The sequence below is a fragment of the Cystobacter fuscus genome, from assembly GCF_044360685.1.
GTDB classification, from domain to species: domain Bacteria; phylum Myxococcota; class Myxococcia; order Myxococcales; family Myxococcaceae; genus Cystobacter; species Cystobacter fuscus_C.
Window position 1 is genome coordinate 4,678,414 of the sequence record NZ_CP043491.1, and the last position, 20,972, is coordinate 4,699,385.

Consider the following 20,972-nt stretch of genomic DNA (forward strand, 5'->3'; position numbering starts at 1 on the left):
AGCGGCACGTTACTCTCGTGTCTTCGTCGGAGTCGAGGCCCAGGAGACAACACCAGGGCAGGGCGCACCCAATGATCCGGTCCATCGGGTGCGCCGCGCCTCACCTGGCTTCGCTGAGCGAGATCGCGTACACCTCGAACCTCGCTTCGTTTGGCAGGGTCATGGAGTGCACCTGCCGGGCCCGGTCGAGTGCGAGTGATTGGGCGAACAACCGCACTGGAGGCCCGTCCACGCCGCTCCCGGCCTTGATCCGATGAGGCATGTCGAGCACCACGGTGGTGCCGGACGGCGTGCTTCCCGCCCAGTCCCCCGCCGTGACCGGGATGTCCGTCTGGTTGCCATCCGTATACCGGACGGTGATCGCCGTCGTCACGGGACCATTGTGCGACGCGGAGACCAGGTGAAGCGTCTGGTAATGGCCCTGCGGAATGAGGATGCCCTGACCGCGCGCCTCCACGAAGTTGTTGGCGCTCCCGTTCGGCTCGGGCGCCGAATACGTCACACCCGACCAGGTGATGGGTCCGGCCCCGGGGAGCAGGCGTGCGTCGTAGCTCCAGCCCTGGCCATCGAAGTCGCCCTCTCGCGATTCGCCGATCGTCGCGGTGCCGTCATGGTTGCGCTCGTTCGTCAGATCCAAGGCGCATTGCTCGGGAATACCGGGCAGACAGGTGCCCACCGACCGTACCTCGATGGTCACGTTTCGGGTCAGGGTGTTCGCGCCATCCGCCGAGACGGCCACCTGGAGCGGATACACGCCCGACGGAGTATTCGCGGGCACGGTGATGGTGAGGGGCCCTGTCCACTGCACGGGCAGACGCTGGGACGACAGCTGGAACGAGGGGGCCGTGGCGGACCAGCCCGCCGGGACGGTCGGCGTCACGGAGACGTCCAACCCAAGAGGCGCCTGGCCGAGCACGTTCAGGGTCAGCTCGACCGTCTGTTCCGTGTTGCTCGTCGCGATGACAGCCGAGGAAGGCCGCACGGACGCGTCGACGTGCCGGCGGGAGTCCCCCTCGGCCTGATTGACCGATGGTGGCCTCGCGGCGCTCGAGGTTCCCCAACTCGAGGGCTCGCCACCGAGCGTATGCGCCAGGGTGCCGCCCCGCACGAACTCGCTCCACTCCAGGTAGGTCCGTGAGACTTCCTGTCCGTCGAGCGTCACGCGCTGGATGTACCGTTGGGTGTCGCTGGCGCCGGGCGCCGTGATGTTCAGCGTGCCACCCTGGCGGGTGCCGAAGGTCCCGATGCGGACCACGGCGGACTCGAACTGGGGGCTGGACAGGGCGAGGAAGTTCGCGCCACTCATCGTCGGGTACAGCCCGATCGAGGAGAACACGTACCACGCCGACATCGTGCCCAGGTCGTCGTTGCCAGTCATTCCGTCCGGCCCCGTGGTGAACAACGTCATCGCCGCGCGCACGACCGTGGCCGTCTTCGCGGGCGCACCCGCCCACAGGTACATGTAGGGCGCGAGCAGGTCGGGCTCGTTGTTCGGGTTGTACGTGGGCTTGCCGTAGTAGTCGTAGGGCTGGGTGATCCAATCACCGCGAGCGGTTCCCGTGGGATCGGCGAGCAGCTTGTTGTAGGCGAAGAAGGCATCCAATCGCTGTTCGGTCGAGCGCTCACCACCCATGAGCGCGACCAGCCCGGCGGGGTCTTGTGGCACCAGCCACTGATATTGGTAGGCGCCGCCCTCGTGGAACTGGTGGGAGGCCGCCACTGGATCGTACGGCGTCAGCCACGTGCCGTCGGCCGTGCGTGGGCGGAACTGGCCGATGGAGGAGTCCCACAGGTTGCGGTACCACTGCCCGCGCTCGGCGAACATCCGTGCATCGTCCTCGTGCCCGAGCCCCCGCGCCATCAACGCGAGCGCCGCGTCGGCCGCCGAGTATTCGAGCGTCGCCGACGCCGGGTGCACGCAGTCGTTGTCACCGCCCTTGTGCGCGCATTCGATGCCCAGGCCCAGACCGGACGGGAGATATCCGCGGGCGTTGTAGTACACGACACCCGAGCGGCCGTTGTAGGGCGAATCAGCGGGTGGGGTGATGAGCGCGTTCTGGCGCAGCAGCGTGTAGGCCTCCTGTTCATGGCCCTCGAGCAGTCCCCGGGCCCAGGCCTCGACGAGGAAGGGCGTGACGGGATCCCCGGTCATGATGTTGGTCTCGCTGTTGGCGAGCGCCCAGCGTGGCAGCCAGCCCCCCTCCCGGCCAATGGAGAGGATCGACAGCGCGATGTCCCGGGCGACCTGGGGTTCGAGCAGCTCCAGCAACTGGTTCTGGGGGCGGTACGTGTCCCACAACGAGAAGTTCTGGTACGGCGTGTAGCCACTCGCGGCGTGCACCTGGTTGTCGAAACCGACGTACCGGCCGTCCACGTCGCCGGCCAGGTTCGGGTGCAACTGCGCATGGTACAGCGCGGTGTAGAAGGCGACCTGCCGTTCGCGGGGCCCTCCGCTGATCTTGATGGCCCCGAGCTTGTCGACCCACGCGTCATGCAGCCGGGTCCGCGTGGCATCGAAGTCGAAGGACTCGCCCGTCTCCTTCGCGAGATTCCGTCTGGCACCGTCGAGCCCGGTATAGGACAGCCCGACCTTCACGGTGACGTCTTGATCCGTGGTCGCGTCGAACGTCGCCCAGGCTCCGTTGCCTCCAGAACCGGCCGCGTCCCGCGAGCCCGGTGCCGGAGTGGAGCCGCGCCAGGTGCCGTGGGACGCGAAGGGCCGGTCGAACGTGGCCGTGAAGTACACCGTGTGCTGGTCACGCCCGGCGCAGAAGCCGCCGGCCTTGATCCGGCCCTCGAGGGTCCGGTCCCCGACGACGTGGATTTCCGAGTCCTGGACCGCCTGGTTGGCCTTCCCGGTGTTGAACAGGACATTCGCGGCGGCCGTGGCCGGGAAGGTGAAGCGCAGCCAGCCGGTCCGCTCGGTGGCCGTGAGCTCGGCCTTGATGCCGTAGCGGGAGAGGCCGACGCGGTAGTACCCGGGCGTGGCCTCCTCGTCGTCATGCGAGTACTTCGACTTGTAGCCATTGACGTCGACGGTCTCGACAGCGCCGGTCGTGGGCATGATCGGCAATTCACCCATGACGCCGCAGCCGACACCGGACAGGTGCGTCTGGCTGAACCCGTAGATGGAATCCTGCTGGTAGTCGTATCCTCCCTGTCCGCCCGTGTCCGGGCTGACCTGCACCATCCCGAAGGGCGCACTCGCGCCGGGAAAGGTATTGCCGAAGTTCTGGGTGCCGATGAAGGGGTTGACGAATGGGGTGGGATCCACCTCGGGCTCGTCGACCGGGGGGGGCACGGTGCTCTTGCAGCCGACGAGCAGTCCAGCGACCGCCAGACCCGCCATTTTTCTCTTGCCACGCAACCACATGGACGGAACTCCTCGTTGTGACGACGTTGTCGGGAATACGCGTCTCCTTATACGCGGAGTGGCCTGCTTTGACAGCTTTTCACCCCGGCGACTTTTCACCTTGACAGCGCTCCACTTTGACAAGATTTCAGCTCGCCCCACCACTTGAATCTGGCGTGCGAATCCCTAACTTCGTGGCTTGGCTAACACGAGGCGAACCATGTCAAAGACCAAATCCCAATCCCATGTGACGTCCAAGGCCATTCACGTCGAGACGGCCGCAACGGTTCAGGGACCCGCCGCGACCAGCATTTCGGTGGAAGTCGACGAGGAGAGGCTCGGCCGCGACATCGCCGACGGCGGTCAGGCCGACCGGGCGGTCGCCATGATTCCCCGCACCAACGGAGGAAAGCAGGAATGGGACGAGGAGGAGCTGAGGCACTCCGGCCGACGCGTCACCGATGATGCTCGCGTCGTGAAAACTTTCAATGCGACGGTGAGAGGGCCGATCGACGCCAAGGAGTCCGGGGTCCCGGTGAAGGTCGAAACGCCCGCGGGTGCTGTCTGGTCCAACGAGCAGGGCACGCGCTCGACGCGGGACGCCGACAAGCCAGCGGCTGACGGGGATTGACACGGAGCGGCACCATCGGCCACGCCAGGGGTCCTCGGGAGCCGCCTCCCGGGGGCTTCTTCGTTTCAGATGCGGAAGCCCTCGGCGGGCAGTCAGTCGCCAGCGTCGGGGCTGGCGAGGTCGAGCCGCCGCGACATGTACCGCGCGGGCGACGTGCCGATCGCCTTTCGGAACATGGTCACGAAACTGCTCGCGCTTTCGTAGCCCAGGTCGATGGCCACGCTCTGCACGGAGGCTCCCCGCGTGAGCCATTGCAACGCCAGGATGATGTGAAGTTGCTGGCGCCATCGCCCAAAGCTCATGCCCGTCTCGTGAACGAGCAGGCGGTTCAGCGTTCGCTCGGCAACGCCAATCCGCCTCGCCCATTCCTTCATGGTCGAGCCGTCCGCCGGATGGGTGGTGATCATCTCGACGAGCCGCCGGAGCCGCGCGTCCGTGGGCATGGGAAGCCGCAGCTTCTCCACCTGCGCCGCCGCCAGTTCGTCGAGCAGCACGGTGACCAGCCGGGCCTCTGGCCCGTCGAGTGGATACAGTGCTGGCAAGGTTGCGGCGCGGAACAGCAACTCCCGGAGCAGGGGGCTGACTGAAACCGCACAGCATTCCCTGGGCAAGGTAGCGACCGCGTCGGGCTCCACGAACAGAGCGACCCCTTCGAGAGGTGCTCGGCCCTTGATGCTGTGGTTCGTATTGCCTGGAATCCACAGCGCTGACCGAGGGGGGACGAGCCACAGGGCGTTTGATCCCTCACACGTCACTTCGCCACGGATGATGAAGACCAGCTGTGCCTTGCGGTGCGTGTGAAAGCTCAGCTCCATCTCCCCGGTCACCATCTCCATCCCAACCACCAGCACGGGCCGGGCGACATCATCCGGATCGAAATCGACAGGGAGCTGGGGGATGTCCGGAAGGTGCATTCGGGATGGATTCAGCGCCGTGGCCGAATCTCGAAACAAGTTGACCGGGTTGCGTAATGCGGTCAAGCGAAAATGAGGTCAGATTCAAGGCAAGAGACCGATACGGGTCTGGGTGACCACCACGGCCACGCCTTTCATCCTCCTCGGAAGGAGAGAACATCGTGAGTAGGACGAGCGACCCGATCGCCACGGTTGCCGCGCTGGAAGCCTACATCGGCAAGGTGCCAGCGCCGGTGAACCTCAAGGTCATCGATCATCTGGACGAGGGCGCGCTGCGTTGGATCGCCGCGTCGCCCCTTGTCTTCGCCGGGTTCGGGGAGGGTCCCCTCATCGGGGTCACCCTCGGCGGCGGCCACCCTGGTTTCGCTGGGGGCGATGCTCGCGAGCTGCGGCTGCCCACCGCGCTGCTCGACGACCCGTCGCTGGCCCGGCCCGGCATGGGGTTCGGCTCGCTGTTCCTGCTCCCTGGCATCGGCGAGACCCTGCGTGTCAACGGCAGGGTGGCGGAGGTGCGCGAGGGAGAGATCCGCATCACGGTCGAGGAATGCTATGGCCATTGCGCCAAGTCGCTGATCCGCTCGGACTTCTGGGCTGCTTCGCCTGGCGCGGCCACGCCGCGGGACGCCGCGGCCTTCCTTTCCGCCAGCCGCTTCATGGCGCTGGCGACCATCGACGCGAAGGGACGCGCCGACCTCAGCCCCAAGGGTGATCCGGCTGGCTCGATGGCGAGTCTCGAAGACGGCAGGGCCTGGTTCGCCGATCGTCCGGGAAACCGCCGCGTGGACAGCTTCCGCAACATCATCGCCCAGCCGCGCATCGCCGCCGTGCTCCTGATTCCTGGCTCGACGCACGTCGCCCATCTCTCGGGGAGCGCGCGGCTCACGACCGATGAGGCGGTGCGCGCGCGATTCGTCGTTCAGGGCAAGACGCCGACGCTGGTCACCGGCATCGACGACCCCACCCTCGATCTGCGCGAGAGCCCCACACTCGTCCGCGCCAAGCTCTGGCCCGTCAAGGCGCGTCCCGAAGGCCTCGACCCGGCCAAGGTGTTCGTCGCGCACGGCAAGCTCAACAGCGATAAGGGCCTCGGGGCCAGGCTGGCGAGAGCGGTCCTGTCCGTTCCCGGCGTTACCGGCCTTTTGCAGAAGGGCTTGGAGAAGGACTACAAGACCAACCTCTACTGACGACGCGGCTCCGGCGGGCAGCGCGCGCCGGTTCGGCGAGGCCCCCTCCGGGTCAGAACGGCTTGTCACCGAGGATGGTGGCGCGGTGCATCACCCGCCGTTGCGGGCGGTAGTCGTCGACGGCGTAGTGCTGGGTGATGCGGTTGTCCCAGAAGGCCACGTCGTTCTCCCGCCAGCGCCAGCGGAGGGAGAACTCCGGGCGGGTGCTGTGGGCGAAGAGGAAGCGCAGCAGGGCATCGCTCTCCGCCGGCTCCAGTTCATTGATGCGGGTGGTGAAGCCGTCGTTGACGAACAAGCCCTTGCGTCCGGTCACCGGGTGGGTGCGCACCACCGGGTGGGTGCGCGGTGGGTTCTTCCGTTTGGCTTCCTCGAACCTGGCGAGGTCTTCCGGGGTGGCGCCGAAGCGCTCCAGGGGGAAGGAGCGGGTCAGGTCGTGGAGGGCGGTGAGGCCGTCGAGCAGTTTCTGCATCGGCTTCGACAAGGCGTCGAAGGCCGCGCTGCTGCTGGCCCACAGGGTATCGCCCCCGTAGGGGGGCAGTTTCTTGGCGGCGAGCACGGCGCCGAGGGCGGGGGTTTCCAGGAAGGTGACGTCGGTGTGCCAGATGGCGTTGTCACGCACGTCGGTGACGGCGGTGTCGAGCACCAGCACTTGCGGTTGCTCGGGGATGTTCGGGTAGATGGGGTGGATGTGCAGCTCCCCGAAGCGCGCGGCGAAGGCGGCCTGCTGCTGGGGCGTCAGGGGTTGGTCGCGGAAGAACAGCACCTGGTGCCGCAGCAGGGCTTGCTCGATGGCGTCCCGGTTGGAGTTGCTCAGGGGCTCGCGCAGGTCGATGCCTTCGACGACGGCACCGAGGGCGGGATTCAAGGGCGTGATGTTCAGGGACATCGTTCTCTACCTCTGCTGAAGGTTCAGTGACTCTGCCCATGCCAGGGCACCAGCCTGCGTTGCAGGGCGCGAAGGCCGAGTTCCAGGGCGAAGGCGATCAGGGCGATGACCAGGATGCCGAGGATCACCACGTCCGTGACCAGGAACTGCGCCGCCGACTGCACCATGAAGCCGAGGCCACTGGTGGCGGCGATCAACTCCGAGGCCACCAGGGTCGACCAACCCACTCCGAGGCCGATGCGCACGCTGGTGAGGATGTCCGGCAGGGCGCTGGGCAGGATGACATGGCGGATCAGCTGCGCCTGGGTGGCGCCCAGGGATTGCGCGGCACGCAGCCGGGCCGGATCGACGTTGCGCACGCCGGTGGCGGTGGAAATGGCGATGGGCGCGAAGATGGCCAGGAAGATCAGCAGCACCTTGGACAGCTCGCCGATGCCGCACCAGATGACGATCAGCGGCAGGTAGGCCAGAGGAGGGATCGGCCGGTAGAACTCGATCAACGGATCGAAGATGCCTCGGGCCACGCGGCTACGGCCCATGGCGATGCCCAGAGGAATCGCGGTCAGCACGGCGGCGAGCAGGGCCACGCCGATGCGCCCCAGGCTGGCCCCCAGGTGCTGCCACAGGCTGGCGTCCATGTAGCCCCGGGTCAGCAGCTCCCAGCCCTTCTGCGCCACGGCCTGGGGGCCTGGCAGGAACAGGGGCTCGATCAGCCCGGCGGTGGTCACCGCCCACCACAGGAGCAGCAGGGAGGAGACAGTCAGGGCGCTGATGACGGTGAGGCTCAGCGGGCGGCGCGGAGGCCGGGCCGTGGGCTCGGGAGGGGTCGCCACGGCTGGAAGTTCGAGGCTGCTCATGCCGTTCTCCTCTTCCGCTCGGCGAAGACCTGGGCCAGGACGTGTTCGCGGGTGGCGATGAAGCGCGGGTCGGATTTGATCGCCCGGGCGCTCTCTCCGGCGGCATGGCGCTGGCCGAAGTCGAGCTCGAGGCGTTCGCTGATACGTCCCGGATCGGGCGACAGGAGGATCAGCTCCGTGGCGAGGAACACCGCCTCCTCGATGTCGTGGGTGATCAGGAACACCGGCTTGGACGTGCGCGTCCACACCTGGAGCAGCAGTTCCTGCATCTGCTCGCGGGTGAAGGCGTCCAGCGCGCCGAAGGGTTCATCCATCAGCAGGACGCGCGGGTCCGCGGCGAGGGCGCGGGCGAGGCCGACACGCTGTTTCTGGCCACCGGAGAGCTGCCAGATGCGCCGCGTGTCGAAACCGGCCAGATCGACCAGGGCGAGCATGTCGCGGGCCCGGGCCTCGCGCTGGTCACGCGGCATGCCGGCCAGCTCGAGGCCAAAGGCGACGTTGCTCAGCACGTCCTGCCAGGGCAGCAGGGCGTCGTCCTGGAAGACCACGCCACGCTCGGCGCTGGGGCCGCGCACCGGGACGCCGTCGAGGGTGATGCGTCCGCCGCTGGGTGGCACGAAGCCGGCGATCAGGTTGAGCAACGTGGTCTTCCCGCTGCCGGACGGGCCGAGAGCGACCAGCAACTGCCGCGGCCCGAGGCTGAGCGAGATGTCTGTCAGGACCGGACCGGCCGCGCCGGGGTAGCGTGCGCTGATGCGCTCCAGTTGGAGTAGGGCCATCTTCTTCGTCTCGGGGAGGAGAGGGGAGGCGCGCGTCATTCCTTCAAGTACTTCGCGCTGACGTAGGGCGAGTAGTCGGGCCGTACCGTGTCGGTCTTGCCTTGCTCCTTGAGGAACAGGGCGGTGGCGGCAATGGCCCTGGCGGTCTCGCCTCCGAGCAGCCGTTCCTGGGCCCTGGCATCCGGATAGGTGGAGCCGGCCAGGAGTTCCGGCACGTCCACCGGGTTCGCGCCGGTCAGCCGGGCGATGTTCCGCACCGGAGCGGAGTCGGCGGTCCAGGCCTCCTTGTGGGCGGCGTAGTCGGCGAAGGCTTCCAGGCTGATCCTGGCGAAACGGGCGAGCACCTCGGGGTGCTTTTCCGCGAAGTCCTTGCGCGCGACCCAGACCTCGAAGGTCGGCGCGCCCCAGGAGCCGACTTCGGCGGCGGTGGTGAGCACCTTGCCGCTCTTCTTGATTTCGCCGAGGGCCGGTGACCAGACGAAGGCACCGTCGATATCACCGCGCTTCCAGGCCGCGGCGATCTCGGTGGGGTTGAGGTTGATCACCTTCACCTTGGTCGCGTCCAGCTTCCAGTGCTTGAGCGCGCCGAGCAGGCTGTAGTGCGAGGTGGAGACGAATGGGGTGGCGATGGTCTTACCCACCAGATCCTGGGGGGTGTTGATATTGCTGCCATGACGTACCACCAGGGCCTCGGCGGAGTTGATCTGCGCGGAGACCAGGAAGGTGACGATCGGCAGGCCTCGGGTGGCGGCGGCGGCCAGCGGGCTGGAGCCCAGGTTGCCGAGCTGCACGGCGCCGGAGGCCATGGCGGTGATCACCTCCGCGCCGCTGTTGAAACGCCGCCAGTCGAGCTTCTGACCGATGGCCTTCTCGTAGGTGCCGTCGGCTTGTGGCACCTTGGTCGGGTCGATGCCCGTCTGGTATCCGATGACGATGTCAGCCGCCTGGGCGGACAGTGCCAGGCAGCCCCCCACCAGGACCGCCAGCAACCGATGGGGAATCAGGGATGCGCTCATGCGGGATGCTCCTCGAACACGGAATAATCAGCGTGTTCGAGGATTCGCCCGGAGATAAATAACCTTTTCGCATGAGCATATGCTCGCCAGCGCCCTGGCCGTGTGTCTGGCGCCAAGGCGTCGCGGACCTCATCGCGTGTCCCAGGCGTTACAGCGTCGGTGACGACCGCACCATGGTGACGGAACGTCTCGCCGCCTGGAGCCGGGTGAGTATCCTGCCCGCCCATGGATCTGCGAATCGTGCTCGGGCTCGTGCTGATGCTGGTGCCGCCAGCGTGGAGCCAGCCGTCGGCTTTCACTGCCTCGGACTTCGAGGGCCGCATGGCGGCCACGGCGCGAGCCTACGAGGACCTCGACTACGAGCACGCGCTCAAAGAGCTCGACGGCGCCAGCCTCCTCGCGCGCGACGATGGAGAGCGGGCCCGGGTGGCCATCTACCGGGGCCTCGTGCTCGGGGACCTGAGGCGGCGCCAGGCGTCCATGGCGGCCTTCCGCGCCGGCCTGATGCTGCGGCCCGATGCGAGCCTCCCGGTGAAGGTGTCCCCCAAGGTGGCGCGCGACTTCGAGGACGTGCGCCGCGAAGTCCAGCGCGAGCTGGCCCGCAACCCGCGCCCACCGTCGGACGCGCCGCGCGCGGTGCCGGACGCGAAGCTCGCGGGGACGCCAGCTCCCGGGCTCGTCCCCTCCGCCGGGGCGCAAGCGCAGGTGAGCGCCCCGCGCTCCACGCCGGTGCTCCCCCTGGCGCTGCTGGGGGCGGGCGCGGCGCTCGGCGGCGTGGGCGGCTACTTCGGCCTGAGGTCACGCGGCAACGTGAGTGATGCGCGCGAGGCCGTCTTCTACAGCGACCGGCAGGCGCACCTGGACAGCGCGCGGGGACACGCGCTCGTGGCCAACGTCCTCCTGGGCGCGGCCGTCACCGCCGCCGCGGGAGCGGCCGTCACCTGGTTGCTCGCGGACAGGACGACGCCATCGCCGCGGGCGGAGGTGTCGCCATGAAGCGCGCCGTGGCCGTGGGACTCGGGTGGCTCTGCATCACCTGCACCGTGCCGGACATCGAGGAGCTCGAGGCCGAGCGCCCGAGCATCTGTGACGCGGACCACCCCTGTCAGGTCCGAGTGCAGCTGTCCTACGACGGCTTCCGTCCGGGCTGCGTCACGCTGCGGCTCACGGACGCGGAGTCCTCCTCGAAGACGCTGGAGCTTCCGGTGGAGCCTCCGGTGTTGGAAGGCAAGGGCACCCGCGAGGTGGGCTTCGTTCGCAGGGTCGACTGGAGCCACACCGTGGTGGTGACGGCCTCCGCACGCGAGCGCTCGTGCTCCGGACAGGAGGTGGCCACCGCGACGGCCCGGGTGGAAGTTCCCAAGGAGGGGAGTGTGGAGGTCCCCCTGGGCCTGGGCGCTCGCGACGAGGATGGGGACGGCTACGTGAGCGCCGCCACCGGGGGCACGGACTGCGACGACCACTCCGCCTCCATCGCATCCGGCCTGGAGGAGCGCTGCGACTTCCTCGACAACAACTGTGACTCCCGCGTGGACCCGGACCCCGTCTGCGCCGGCGTCGAGTGGAGGACGACACCGCGCCTTGACGGAGTGGCCCTCCGGGACGTGGCCCCTCACGCGCGCGGCCGGGCCTGGTTCGTGAGCAACAGTGGCGTGCTCGCCTACGTCAGCCGCGAGGCCGACGGCGGCTTCGACATGCGGCGGTTCGGCGATTGCCCAGGGGAGTGGTCCACCGCCTGGGCGCGGCCGAGCGACGGGCGCGTCTTCGTGGGCTCCTGGCAGGGCCAGCTCGCCACGCGGACGACCATCGTCGGGGCGCCCTGCACGCTGACGCCCTTCGACGGGGGCGGCGCGGCCATCCAGGACATCGTGGGGTTCGAGGGAGACGCGGGCACGACGCTCTACGCGGTGAGCGAGTCCGGGGACATCCTCCGCTGGGACTACCCGGCGGACCCGGTGCGGGTGGCTCACGTGGACGCGGACCTGCGCTCCATCCACGGGCTCGACCCGCGGACGCTCATCGCCGTGGGGACGGCCGGGGTCAAGCAGCCGGTCGCCTACCACGCCAACCCGGATGGTGGCACGTGGTTGCCGGAACAGCTGCCGCCGTCCTCCGCGGGGCAGGATGCCCTCCAGTCCGTGCACGTGGTGAGCCCGGGCCTCGCCTATGCCTCGGGAGACCAGGGACTGTTGCTGGAGCGCGAGGGGGGCACGTGGACCGCGAAGCCCTCGTACCCCATCTTCGTGGACGGCGGCGTCGCCCCGGACATCCTCGACGTGGTGTCTTTCGGGAGGGGCTCCGTCCTTGGCCGCCTGGACACGGATGACATCGTCCGCTTCGACGGGACGCGGTGGCTGGACTTCCGCTTCGGTACGCAGGGCTTCACGAGCCTCGAGGCGCTGTCGTCGGACGAGGTCTGGAGCGTGGCCGAGGACGGCACCGGCTTCTACTGGGGGCCGTAGCCTCGCTGGCGCGTCGGGCGCGATGACCCGAAAAATGAGCCATCCGTCTCCTTCTGCCTGAACCTGGCGGCGCGGCCCGAGGAGGGCCGCTTGACCAGACATCGTGCATTTCGGAGGCGTTATGCGGCGTCGTGCGTGTGGTCTGTCCGCCACGGTGGCGGCCATCCTGTTTCTGGGAACCGCCTGTGGTGAGCGTGACGCCCCGCTGCTGGCGATGAGCGAGAGTTCGTTGGCCGCGGCCTGCACCGGGTGGGCCGAGGGGACGAGCTACACGGTCGGGCAGGTGGTGACCTACCAGGGGGCGACGTACACCGCCCGGGTGGCCCACACCGCGTATCCCGGGGCCAATTGGAACCCGAGGGATACGACCACTCTCTGGCAGCCAGGAGGGAGCTGCGGTGGAGGAGACGCCGACGGAGGTACGGGCGGCGGCACGGATGCTGGCACCAGCACGGACGCTGGCACCAGCACGGCCAGCCCCTGGGCCGCCAACACGCAGTACGCGGTGGGCGACGTCGTCTCCTACGGTGGTGTGAAGTACCAGTGCATCTTCGCCCATACCTCCGCGCCAGGCTGGGAGCCGTCCAATGCTGCCACCCTGTGGAAGGTGGCTCCGTCCGACACGGGGGGAGGTAACGGCCCCACGACACCCTTCTGCGCATCCGCGTGGGTGGCCACCAAGATCTACGCGAAGGGGAAGGTCGTCGGATACAACGGCAAGGCCTACCGCGCCCTGGCCGACGTGCACGGCATCAGGCCCGACGACACCATCTACAACATGTGGGAGCTCGTTGGCGTTCCGGACGAGGCCCTGTGCCCGGTGTCCATTCCCAACACCATCGACTACGGCCAGCCGTCGGTGGTGACGGGCAATACGCGCGCGGGCAGCGTCGCGCCTTCGGGACCCATCGGCGCGGCCCACCCGGTCTCCGGCACCGGCAGCGGCGGCACCCGGGGCGGTATTGATCCCTCGAAGGACCCGGGCGGCAACCACCCCGGTTTCGACGCGGACACCGGCGCGCGCGTCTCCAAGCTTCCTCCCGGGACGCTGCCACTCCAGCACAACGTGTATCAACTGAGCGCCGGACAGGAGATCGTCGAGTACCTCGGGGACTGGGCCATCTATGGCCGTCGCTTCGACTTCAACAAGCTGCCGGTGAAGAACGTGCACCGGCTCGTCTATGGGTTCGCGGGCATCTGCTTCCCGGCCGCGAAGAACACGCAGGACCCTGGCTTCCCCACCACCGCGCCCGCGGCGGTCAATCGCACGTGCAAGCAGAGCAACCTGCCGGACGGAGCCATGGCCGTCGCGGACTTCGAGGCGGCCTTCCTGCGCGTGCTGCCGGGCCAGACCGGAGGCAAGGTGACGGGCACGGAGCCCATGTATGACCTGGACCCGAAGGACGTGGCGGGCGTGTTCGGCGTCCTCTACAAGCTGCGTCAGGAGAATCCGCACCTGAAGCTGGATCTGTCGGTGGGTGGGTGGACCCTGAGCGAGGGCTTCCCGTGGATGGCGCACGACCCGGTGCGGCGCAAGGCCTTCGTGGACTCGGTGGTCCGCTTCCTGGAGCAGTTCGACTTCGATGGCATCGACATCGACTGGGAGTACCCGGGCTCCGACGGCGCGGTGCCCGGGATGTCCCGTCCGGACGACCCGCAGAACTACCTGCAACTGCTGAAGGAACTGCGCGCCGGCATGGACTGGCTGAGCAGGAAGACCGGCAAGCAGTACCGCCTCTCCAGCGCCATCGCGGCCATCCCGAGCAAGCTGAAGCTCATCAACTGGGCGGAGACGAGCAAGTACCTCGACCGCCTGTACCTGATGACCTACGACTTCTCCGGTGCCTGGGAGCGCCAGTTCAGTCACCACACGCCGCTGCTCACCAACCCCAACTTCAAGGATGCCCAGGGCAACACCGCGCCCCTCTCCGTGGACGCGGCGGTCCAGACGCTGAGAGGGGAGGGGGCTCCGGCGAACAAGATCATGATTGGCATCGCCAACTATCACCGCGCCAAGGCCATCAAGCCTGGCGACATCACCGAGTACACCCACGGCCTGAAGGGCAGTTCCACCTTCGGCGATCTGAACGCCACCGGCGTCGGGCTCGTCCTGGGCGTTGCCGGCGTCGGCTCGTGGGAAGCCGGCGTGGTGGAGGGCTATGATCTGTATCAGAACTTCCTCGACAAGGACCTGAAGCCCAGGAATGGCTACCACCTCTATACGGACAAGGCCTCCAATGCGGACTACATGGTCAATCCGCTCGGCTCGTTCATCACCGTCGAGACGCCGCGCACCGTGGCGCTGAAGGCCGCCTACGCCAAGGCGAATGGCCTGGCCGGCGTGTTCGGGTGGCAGATGGAGCAGGACAACGGCTACAACCTCAACGCACTCAACCACGTGCTCGGCAACACGCTGGTGAGCAACCTGTCGGACGCGAAGCCACAGGAGCAGATCGCGGTCTGCGGTGAGAACGTGACCGCCGCGGAGTGCGCGCAGCTCAACCAGAGCATCAAATAGTCGTCTGCTGCGTTGTTTGCGACTTCACAGGACCCGCGAACCTCTTCCTTGCCCGGGAGCGTCTTGGGCGGGTCCGGCATACGATCGTCGCTGGCACCGGGCTCGCGATTGGTGCCCGAACAAGGGGGAGTCATGCACACGCGTCAGCCAACCCCGCCCTCGTGGCGGCCCTCGCGGAAGTCGTTCCACGCGCTCCTGCTCCTGAGTCTGGGGTGGAGCGGCTGCGGTCTGTTCGATGGCTCGACGAATACCAACCACGCTCCTTCCCTCACCGAGGTGACCGCCACGCCAGCCTCCGTCAACGAGGTCGCGAGCACCACCCTCGCGGTGACCGCCACCGACGCGGACGGGGACCCGCTCACCTATACCTGGACACAGACCCCGGCGACTCCCGTCGGCACCTTCGGCACCGAGACCGGGGCGAGCCGCACCTGGACGGCGCCCGCCGTGCCGGCCGACACGACCTTCACCCTGCACGTGACGGTCTCGGATGGGAAGGACGGCACGGCCGAGGGCACGGTGGACGTGGCGGTGAAGAACGTTCCCACCGTCAACCGCGCCCCCACCGTGGACGCGGCCATCACCGCGCCTGGCTCGGTGATCGCGGGTGACACCGTCAACCTCTCCATCGGCGCCACGGATCTGGATGGGGACATTCTCACCTATGCCTGGACGGTCGACCCGGCGGGCGCGGGCACCTTCACCAACCCCACGGCCGCCGCCGCGCAGTGGCGCTCCGGCGACCTCGCCGCGGCGACGAGCTACACCTTCCAAGTCACGGTCTCCGACGGGCACGACTCGGTGACGCGCTCGATGAACGTGGAGGTCTCCATCCCCACCTACGCCAGGGACATCCAGCCCATCTGGGACGCGCAGTGCACGCGTTGCCACAACAGCACCACCGCGAGCCGCGGAGGGCTGAACCTCGATGCGGGCAAGTCCTGGGCTTCCATGGTCAACGTCAAGAGCAACAACGCTCCCTGCGTCAGCACCAACCTCGCGCGTGTGCTGCCGAAGCAGCCCGACGACTCGCTGCTCGTGAAGAAGCTCATCGCCAATCCCCTCTGTGGTACCAGGATGCCGCAGGACAACCTGGCCTACTTCGACGAGCGCCCCGGCGAGCTCACCCGCATCCGCTCCTGGATCCTCGCCGACGCGCCCAACAACTGAGTCGCTGTGTGCGTGGTGTCAGGTGAGCGCGACGAGCCGCTCGACCATGTCATGCGGCGTCGGGAGTCCCGCCATCTCCTCCTGGACGGCGCGCGCTGTCGCGCGCAGCGCGGCGTCCTTCAGCACCCGATCGAGCGCCGCCTCCACGGGCTCCTGGTTCTCTGGAGTGGGGGAGAGCGATACGGCCAGCCCGCGCCGTTGGGCCGCCTCGGCGTTGTCCGGCTGGTCCGCGCCCTGGGGCAGGATGAGCTGGGGAATGCCGAGCGCGAGCGCCGTCCAGGTGGTGCCCGCGCCGCCGTGATGGACGATCGCGCCGCAACCGGAGAGCAGTTCATTGAGTGGCACCCAGCCGGTGACGCGCACGTTGTCGGGCAGGGTCCCCAGGGCTCTCAGGTCCGCGCCGCCCAGCGCGAGCACTCCCTCCACGTCGCGCCCGGCGAGCGCATCCACCACGTGCTTCACCACCGCCACGCCCTTCATCCCCGGCAACACCGAGCCCATCGTCACGCAGACCCGCGGGCGCGTGGGCGGCGCGAGCAGCCATGGCGGAAGCGCCCCGCGCGAGCCGTTGTAGGGCACGTAGCGCGTGGACCAGCCCGGAGCGAAGGCGTCGTTGCCGAGCATGCTGGGTGGAGTGGGGTGGAGCAGGGCCGTGGGCCGGGCCAGCTCGGGGGTGCGTCCATGGCGCTCGCAGGCCTCGGGAGTGATGAGCCACCCGAGCGAGCCGAACCGATCGGGATTCAAGGGCAGACCGGGCGAGTGTTCCACCACCGGCACTCCGAGCACCTCCGCGACCAGTCGGCCCAACACGTGGAGGCGAGGGTAGATGACGAGCGTCGGCCGGAAGGCTCGGGCGATGCGGAGCGTCTCATCCGTCATCAGGTCGGCCACCCGGGCGAAGGGGGAGACCATCCCGGGGACGGGCGGAAAGGGGGGACGGCCCTGGCGCGAGCCGGGAGGCGCGAGCCGCTGGTTGGCCTCGATCGTGCGCTGGAAGACCTCATCCACGTCCACGCCCGGCGCGGCATCGAAGGCGTGCAGCCCGGCGCGCCCACAGGCCTCGAGCCCCTCGCCCGCGGTGGCCACCCGCACCTCGTGGCCCGCCGCGCGCAGGGCCCACGCCCAGGGCACGAGGGGAAGGAAATAGCCGAGCAGGGGTGAGCTGCAGAAGAGGACTCGCATGACGTGCTCCGGAGATGAGGGATGCACGCCATCCTGGCCGCGGCGCCGCGCGGCGTCTCAGCGTGTCGTGCGGCGAATCGGCGTTTCGTGCGCGGCCGGGTTCTGCTCGGCGCGGAAGCGGCGGGGAGTGCAACCGTAGCGCTGGCGGAACATGCGCGCGAAGCGGCCCGGATCCCCGAATCCGCAGGACAGGCACACCTCGAGGATGGAGTCGCGCGAGGTGCGCAGCCGCTCGGCGGCACGCTCCAGGCGCAGCTCGGTGAGCGCGCGGTACGGGCTCGTCCCCACTTTGGCGCGGAAGCGCCGGAGGAACACGAAGCGCGGCAGCCCGGCGGCCCGCGCCAGTTCCTCCACGGAGAGCGGCTCGCCGAAGGAGCTGGCCATGAGCTCGAGCGCCCGGCGGATGCTCGGGTCGGGCGCGTGCTCGCGAGAGGGGGGAGGTCCGCGCACCAGGCAGTAGGTGAGGGCGTCACTCGAAGCGCTCACCTCGGGGTCGTCGATGTCGAGCCCGAGGGTGAACTGTTCGGCCAGACAGCGCGCGAGCCGGGAGAGCCGCTGCTCGGACCCGAAGACCCGTGGCTCGAGCGCGAGCGGGGATGGACGCTCGAGCTGCTCCGCCGCGTCCGCGAGCCGTTGGGGCGAGAAGCGCACCATGTGAACGAGCGCGGAATGGAAGCGGGGAGTGTGCTCGAGGGTGGTGGGGATGAGCAGGCACGTACCGGCGGAGGCCTCCACGCGCTGGCGGCCGGACCGCACCTCCATGCGCCCCTGCTCCACCCAGGCCAGCTCCAGCAAGGGGTTGTGATGCGTCGGCCCGTCGACGGTGCTTGGTCCATCCGAAACCAACCGCGTGACACCGATGGGGGGCGCGTTGCGGATCAACCGCGCGTCGCCCTTCAACCACTCCAGGAGCTGTTCACCCAACTCGTCCTGCATGGGGGACAGGATAGCGCGCCTGGGAAAGGGGCACGAGGGCCCTCACTTCAGCAGCGGAGCCAGCGCGGGCCAGACATGGTCGCGCAGCTTGGGCTGCACGGCGGCGATGGGGTGGATGTTGTCGGCCTGGAAGGAGGCGCGGTCCATGGCGATGGGCTCCAGCGACGCGCCCAACAACTGAGCCTCGGCGCGCGCTGTCCGAGTCGTCGCCGGACTCAGTAATTGATGGTCAGGTCGTGAAGGATGATCTCGCAGCCGGTCCTCGTGCCGGCCTCCTTGCCATCCGTGTCGCCCACGCAGGAGAGCTGCCACACCATCCGGCTGGGGGGCGTGAGCTGCGGGAACTGGTAGGTGTCGTTGGCGTGCCCGTAGTCCCTGTAACCGAACGAGAACTCCGGTGCGTCGGGATAGATGGTCACCGGATAGACGCTCTGGATGGGGCTCGGCGCCGTGAAGACGTGGTACCAGGGCCAGCCATCGACCTTGGTGTCGCCACCCACCTCGGTTCCCCGGATGCGCGACCCCACCCACAGCTCGGTGCCGTTGTTGCGCAGATCGATGTCCATCTCGATGAGCATGTTGGGACCGTTTCCGTCGAACTCGGCGTCGCCGCCGACCCGCGGCGGCACGTAGAAGGGCAGATAGAGACGATTGAGGACGACCGAGGTGAGCGGCTTCCCGGTGGTGGCCGTCTGCTCGGTGCCCTGGGCGGGCTGCTGCTCCACCGTGTCGACGCCGCAGCCGGTCAGGCTCAGCGCCAGCGTGGGCAGTGCGAGGGAAATGAGTTTGCGGAACATGGTCTACTCCTGTCGGTGGTGTTTGGAATGTGTGTGAATGGCCGGGGCCGCCCTTGGCGGGTGGCGTCTCGGGCACACCGGGCTGCCCGGGTTGCGAAGCCAAGGTACAGCGCCGCGCACTCGTGTGCCGTAACCGTTCCGTGAGGCGCTCCGCCGGTGCAGTGAAGCGGCCCGCCGGCCCGTGAGCCGTCTGGCCTCGAGGGGCTCGTCACGCGTGACCGCGAGCACGGCCCAGCAGGACATCCACCCGTTGGCGGTAGCTCCGGCTGAGCTTGAGGCTCGTGCCGTCCCGCAGGATGACCTGGTACTCGCCATGGAAGAGGGGACGCATCTCCCGCACCCGGTGGGCGTTGACGATGGTCGAGCGGTGGATCCGCACGAACTGGTGGGGATCCAACCGCTCCTCCAGTTCCCGCAGCGACTGGCGGAGCAGGTGCGTCTGTCCCTCCGCGTGCACCTGGACGTAGTAGTCCTCGGCCTCCATCCAGTCCACCTCGTCCACGGGGAGGAAGGCCACCCGGCCGACCTCCTTGAGCATCAGCCGATCCAGGTAGTGCGGCGCGGAGGGCGGTGGCACCAGGGAGGGGGTGGCGAGCGCCGCCCCAGGCGTCATGCCCAGCAGTCCCACGAGCTGGCGCGCCAGCACCCGGATCCGCTCGCCCCGGACGTGCTCCTTGGCGCGGGCCAGCACCTGGGTGAAGCGCTCGTCCTGGATGGGTTTGAGGAGGTAATCGAGCGCATGCACCTCGAAGGCCTTGAGGGCATGGGTGGCGGCCGCGGTGACGAAGATGATGGCGCCCGTGCGCTCGGAACCCGCTTCCCGCAGCACCTGGAAGCCATCCATGCCCGACATCTCCACATCGAGGAAGACGACATCGATGGGGTGCTGGCGCAGGAACTGGAGCGCCTCGGGACCACTGGCACACAGGCCCACCAGCTCCACCTCGGGATCCGCGGCCAGCCGCAGCCCCAGGCCCTGGCGGGTCGCACACTCCGGATCCACCAGCAGGACCCGGATGGGCTCCAGGGCGGTAGCTGCCCCCCTCATGACTCCAGGGGAGAGGCCAGACGCCTCCAGCATGTCGCCACGTTGTTTCAGTGCCCCCACGGAAAGAGCCACGCACACCTCCTCGAATCGAGATTGGGTGAGTGGTCTACGCGGACCGCGTGATGGGGCCGTGACGGTCGGAGCCCCGAGGGGCCGCGGTGTGGGCCCCTTCCGTGATGGTTTCAGGAATCTTCTCGATACATCAAGCAGTTCTAATCTACCGCGTGCGAGCAACCGCGGAGTCTCCCTCTCCCGTGGGCGATGCGCGCGCGGCGGCGAGGACCTGCTCACGCAGCCAGCGGTGCGCGGGTTCCTGTTGCCGATGCGGGTGCCAGAGTTGTTGCACCCGCAGCGGCTCATGGGGGAGTTCCACTGGCACCACGGTGAGCGGGAAGGCCTCGGCGAAGCGGCGCGCCACCCGCTCCGGCAGCGCGGCGATGAGATCGGTGCTCGCCAGGACCCAGGGCGCCACGAGGTAGTGGGGGGTGAAGAGCACCACGTTGCGGCGGAGCTTCGTCTTTCGCTCGAAGCTCCCCTCGGTACCGCCGCGCGGTGAGACATGGAGTTGTGGCAGCGACAGCTCGAAGCGCCGCGGCTTGCTCAGGGCGGGATGGTGCGCGCGGCCGACGAGCATGAAGCGCTCGAGCACCAGCACCTGCCGCTTCAGTCCTCGCGGCGTGCGGTCCCCCGGGGCGAGGTCGAAGACGCCGAGGACCAGGTCCAGCTCGCCGGACTCCAGCTCGGGAGAGGGGAAGTCGCGCGGGAGCGGCACCACGCGCAACTTCACGCCGGGGTAGTGCGCGAGCCGTGCCGCGAGCTGCGGGAGCACGAGGAGCTGGGCGTGGTCGCTCGCCGCCAGCACGAAGGTTCGGTGCGCGGTCTCGGGTACGAAGTCCTCGGGTGGTACCAGTGCCTCCTGGAGCTGCCGCAGCGCGAGCGTGAGCGGCCCGCGCAGGGCCCGGGCCCGAGCGGTCGGGACCATGCCCTGACGGCTTCGGACGAAGAGCGGGTCCCCGAGTGCATCGCGCAGTCGCGCCAGCGCGTTGCTGGTGGCCGGCTGCGAGAGCCGCAAGCGCGCCGCCGCGCGCCCCACGCTCTGCTCGATGAAGAGCGCGTCGAGCACGCGGAGCAGGTTCAGGTCGAAGGTGGCGAGATTCATCCCGTGAATACTGCTCATTCCCACATCCAGCATGCAAATGAGGCGCTGGGCGGGCACCTTGCGGTCGAACCTTCAGCGGAG

17 protein-coding genes are annotated in these 20,972 nt (G+C 68.5%); 6 read left to right on the forward strand and 11 right to left on the reverse strand.

Annotation, left to right across the window (positions count from 1 at the left end):
- Positions 1-100: 100 nt before the first annotated feature.
- Entirely contained in the window at positions 101-3,373 is a 3,273-nt protein-coding gene (locus F0U63_RS19270) for a GH92 family glycosyl hydrolase (RefSeq protein WP_395847392.1), read from the reverse strand.
- Between the two features lie 199 nt (positions 3,374-3,572).
- Between F0U63_RS19270 and F0U63_RS19275 the strand changes: the two genes are divergently transcribed.
- Complete coding sequence (locus F0U63_RS19275) at positions 3,573-3,983, forward strand: hypothetical protein (RefSeq protein ID WP_395847393.1); 411 nt, start codon at positions 3,573-3,575, stop codon at positions 3,981-3,983.
- A 92-nt stretch (positions 3,984-4,075) separates the two neighbouring features.
- Here the strand turns inward: F0U63_RS19275 and F0U63_RS19280 are convergent, their stop codons facing one another.
- Complete coding sequence (locus tag F0U63_RS19280) at positions 4,076-4,897, reverse strand: AraC family transcriptional regulator (RefSeq protein ID WP_395847394.1); 822 nt, start codon at positions 4,895-4,897, stop codon at positions 4,076-4,078.
- A gap of 161 nt (positions 4,898-5,058) precedes the next feature.
- Between F0U63_RS19280 and F0U63_RS19285 the strand changes: the two genes are divergently transcribed.
- Positions 5,059-6,081 (forward strand): pyridoxamine 5'-phosphate oxidase family protein, encoded by a 1,023-nt coding sequence (locus F0U63_RS19285; RefSeq protein ID WP_395847395.1) that lies wholly within the window; start codon positions 5,059-5,061, stop codon positions 6,079-6,081.
- Between the two features lie 52 nt (positions 6,082-6,133).
- Here F0U63_RS19285 and tauD read toward each other — a convergent pair whose 3' ends face one another.
- The 4 genes from tauD to tauA are packed head-to-tail and all read right to left on the reverse strand — an operon-like array spanning position 6,134 to position 9,619.
- Positions 6,134-6,967, reverse strand: coding sequence for a taurine dioxygenase (gene tauD, locus F0U63_RS19290; protein ID WP_395847396.1), 834 nt, complete (start codon positions 6,965-6,967; stop codon positions 6,134-6,136).
- Positions 6,968-6,990: 23 nt separating this feature from the next.
- Complete coding sequence (gene tauC / locus F0U63_RS19295) at positions 6,991-7,824, reverse strand: taurine ABC transporter permease TauC (protein WP_395847397.1); 834 nt, start codon at positions 7,822-7,824, stop codon at positions 6,991-6,993.
- Positions 7,821-8,642 (reverse strand): taurine ABC transporter ATP-binding subunit, encoded by an 822-nt coding sequence (gene tauB / locus F0U63_RS19300; RefSeq protein WP_395847398.1) that lies wholly within the window; start codon positions 8,640-8,642, stop codon positions 7,821-7,823. The genes tauC and tauB overlap by 4 nt, the downstream gene beginning before the upstream one ends.
- Positions 8,639-9,619: a taurine ABC transporter substrate-binding protein gene (gene tauA, locus F0U63_RS19305; protein ID WP_395847399.1), complete on the reverse strand. Its 981-nt coding sequence runs from the start codon at positions 9,617-9,619 to the stop codon at positions 8,639-8,641. The genes tauB and tauA overlap by 4 nt, the downstream gene beginning before the upstream one ends.
- Before the next feature lie 225 nt (positions 9,620-9,844).
- Here tauA and F0U63_RS19310 point away from each other — a divergent pair, with 225 nt between their 5' ends.
- The 4 genes from F0U63_RS19310 (at position 9,845) to F0U63_RS19325 (ending at position 15,769) form a co-directional block, all read left to right on the forward strand.
- The gene (locus F0U63_RS19310) at positions 9,845-10,615 is read left to right on the forward strand and encodes a hypothetical protein (protein ID WP_395847400.1); all 771 of its coding nucleotides are present in this window, start codon (positions 9,845-9,847) and stop codon (positions 10,613-10,615) included.
- Positions 10,612-12,081: a putative metal-binding motif-containing protein gene (locus tag F0U63_RS19315; protein WP_395847401.1), complete on the forward strand. Its 1,470-nt coding sequence runs from the start codon at positions 10,612-10,614 to the stop codon at positions 12,079-12,081. Before F0U63_RS19310 ends, F0U63_RS19315 begins: the two co-directional genes overlap by 4 nt.
- A 121-nt stretch (positions 12,082-12,202) precedes the next feature.
- Positions 12,203-14,599, forward strand: a complete 2,397-nt coding sequence (locus F0U63_RS19320; protein WP_395847402.1) for a glycosyl hydrolase family 18 protein — start codon at positions 12,203-12,205, stop codon at positions 14,597-14,599.
- A gap of 132 nt (positions 14,600-14,731) precedes the next feature.
- Positions 14,732-15,769: a PKD domain-containing protein gene (locus F0U63_RS19325; RefSeq protein ID WP_395847403.1), complete on the forward strand. Its 1,038-nt coding sequence runs from the start codon at positions 14,732-14,734 to the stop codon at positions 15,767-15,769.
- Positions 15,770-15,787: 18 nt separating this feature from the next.
- On the opposite strand, the gene F0U63_RS19330 is transcribed toward F0U63_RS19325, so the two are convergent.
- The 5 genes from F0U63_RS19330 to F0U63_RS19350 form a co-directional block, all read right to left on the reverse strand.
- Positions 15,788-16,951: a nucleotide disphospho-sugar-binding domain-containing protein gene (locus F0U63_RS19330; RefSeq protein ID WP_395847404.1), complete on the reverse strand. Its 1,164-nt coding sequence runs from the start codon at positions 16,949-16,951 to the stop codon at positions 15,788-15,790.
- Between the two features lie 57 nt (positions 16,952-17,008).
- A complete protein-coding gene (locus F0U63_RS19335) occupies positions 17,009-17,875 on the reverse strand; it encodes a helix-turn-helix domain-containing protein (protein ID WP_395847405.1) in 867 nt (288 codons plus the stop codon).
- A gap of 227 nt (positions 17,876-18,102) precedes the next feature.
- A complete protein-coding gene (locus F0U63_RS19340; RefSeq protein WP_395847406.1) occupies positions 18,103-18,684 on the reverse strand; it encodes a hypothetical protein in 582 nt (193 codons plus the stop codon).
- A gap of 208 nt (positions 18,685-18,892) precedes the next feature.
- Positions 18,893-19,732: a LytR/AlgR family response regulator transcription factor gene (locus tag F0U63_RS19345; protein ID WP_395847407.1), complete on the reverse strand. Its 840-nt coding sequence runs from the start codon at positions 19,730-19,732 to the stop codon at positions 18,893-18,895.
- A 217-nt stretch (positions 19,733-19,949) separates the two neighbouring features.
- The gene (locus F0U63_RS19350; RefSeq protein WP_395847408.1) at positions 19,950-20,909 is read right to left on the reverse strand and encodes a LysR family transcriptional regulator; all 960 of its coding nucleotides are present in this window, start codon (positions 20,907-20,909) and stop codon (positions 19,950-19,952) included.
- Positions 20,910-20,972: the final 63 nt, after the last annotated feature.

What these genes read in the sequence shown, in the direction of transcription:
- F0U63_RS19270 (WP_395847392.1), bottom strand. Translation starts at nt 3,373, where the DNA reads ATGTGGTTGCGTGGCAAGAGAAAAATGGCGGGTCTGGCGGTCGCTGGA.
- F0U63_RS19275 (WP_395847393.1), top strand. Translation starts at nt 3,573, where the DNA reads ATGTCAAAGACCAAATCCCAATCCCATGTGACGTCCAAGGCCATTCAC.
- F0U63_RS19280 (WP_395847394.1), bottom strand. Translation starts at nt 4,897, where the DNA reads ATGCACCTTCCGGACATCCCCCAGCTCCCTGTCGATTTCGATCCGGAT.
- tauD (WP_395847396.1), bottom strand. Translation starts at nt 6,967, where the DNA reads ATGTCCCTGAACATCACGCCCTTGAATCCCGCCCTCGGTGCCGTCGTC.
- tauC (WP_395847397.1), bottom strand. Translation starts at nt 7,824, where the DNA reads ATGAGCAGCCTCGAACTTCCAGCCGTGGCGACCCCTCCCGAGCCCACG.
- tauB (WP_395847398.1), bottom strand. Translation starts at nt 8,642, where the DNA reads ATGACGCGCGCCTCCCCTCTCCTCCCCGAGACGAAGAAGATGGCCCTA.
- tauA (WP_395847399.1), bottom strand. Translation starts at nt 9,619, where the DNA reads ATGAGCGCATCCCTGATTCCCCATCGGTTGCTGGCGGTCCTGGTGGGG.
- F0U63_RS19310 (WP_395847400.1), top strand. Translation starts at nt 9,845, where the DNA reads ATGGATCTGCGAATCGTGCTCGGGCTCGTGCTGATGCTGGTGCCGCCA.
- F0U63_RS19315 (WP_395847401.1), top strand. Translation starts at nt 10,612, where the DNA reads ATGAAGCGCGCCGTGGCCGTGGGACTCGGGTGGCTCTGCATCACCTGC.
- F0U63_RS19320 (WP_395847402.1), top strand. Translation starts at nt 12,203, where the DNA reads ATGCGGCGTCGTGCGTGTGGTCTGTCCGCCACGGTGGCGGCCATCCTG.
- F0U63_RS19325 (WP_395847403.1), top strand. Translation starts at nt 14,732, where the DNA reads ATGCACACGCGTCAGCCAACCCCGCCCTCGTGGCGGCCCTCGCGGAAG.
- F0U63_RS19330 (WP_395847404.1), bottom strand. Translation starts at nt 16,951, where the DNA reads ATGCGAGTCCTCTTCTGCAGCTCACCCCTGCTCGGCTATTTCCTTCCC.
- F0U63_RS19340 (WP_395847406.1), bottom strand. Translation starts at nt 18,684, where the DNA reads ATGTTCCGCAAACTCATTTCCCTCGCACTGCCCACGCTGGCGCTGAGC.
- F0U63_RS19345 (WP_395847407.1), bottom strand. Translation starts at nt 19,732, where the DNA reads ATGAGGGGGGCAGCTACCGCCCTGGAGCCCATCCGGGTCCTGCTGGTG.
- F0U63_RS19350 (WP_395847408.1), bottom strand. Translation starts at nt 20,909, where the DNA reads ATGAGCAGTATTCACGGGATGAATCTCGCCACCTTCGACCTGAACCTG.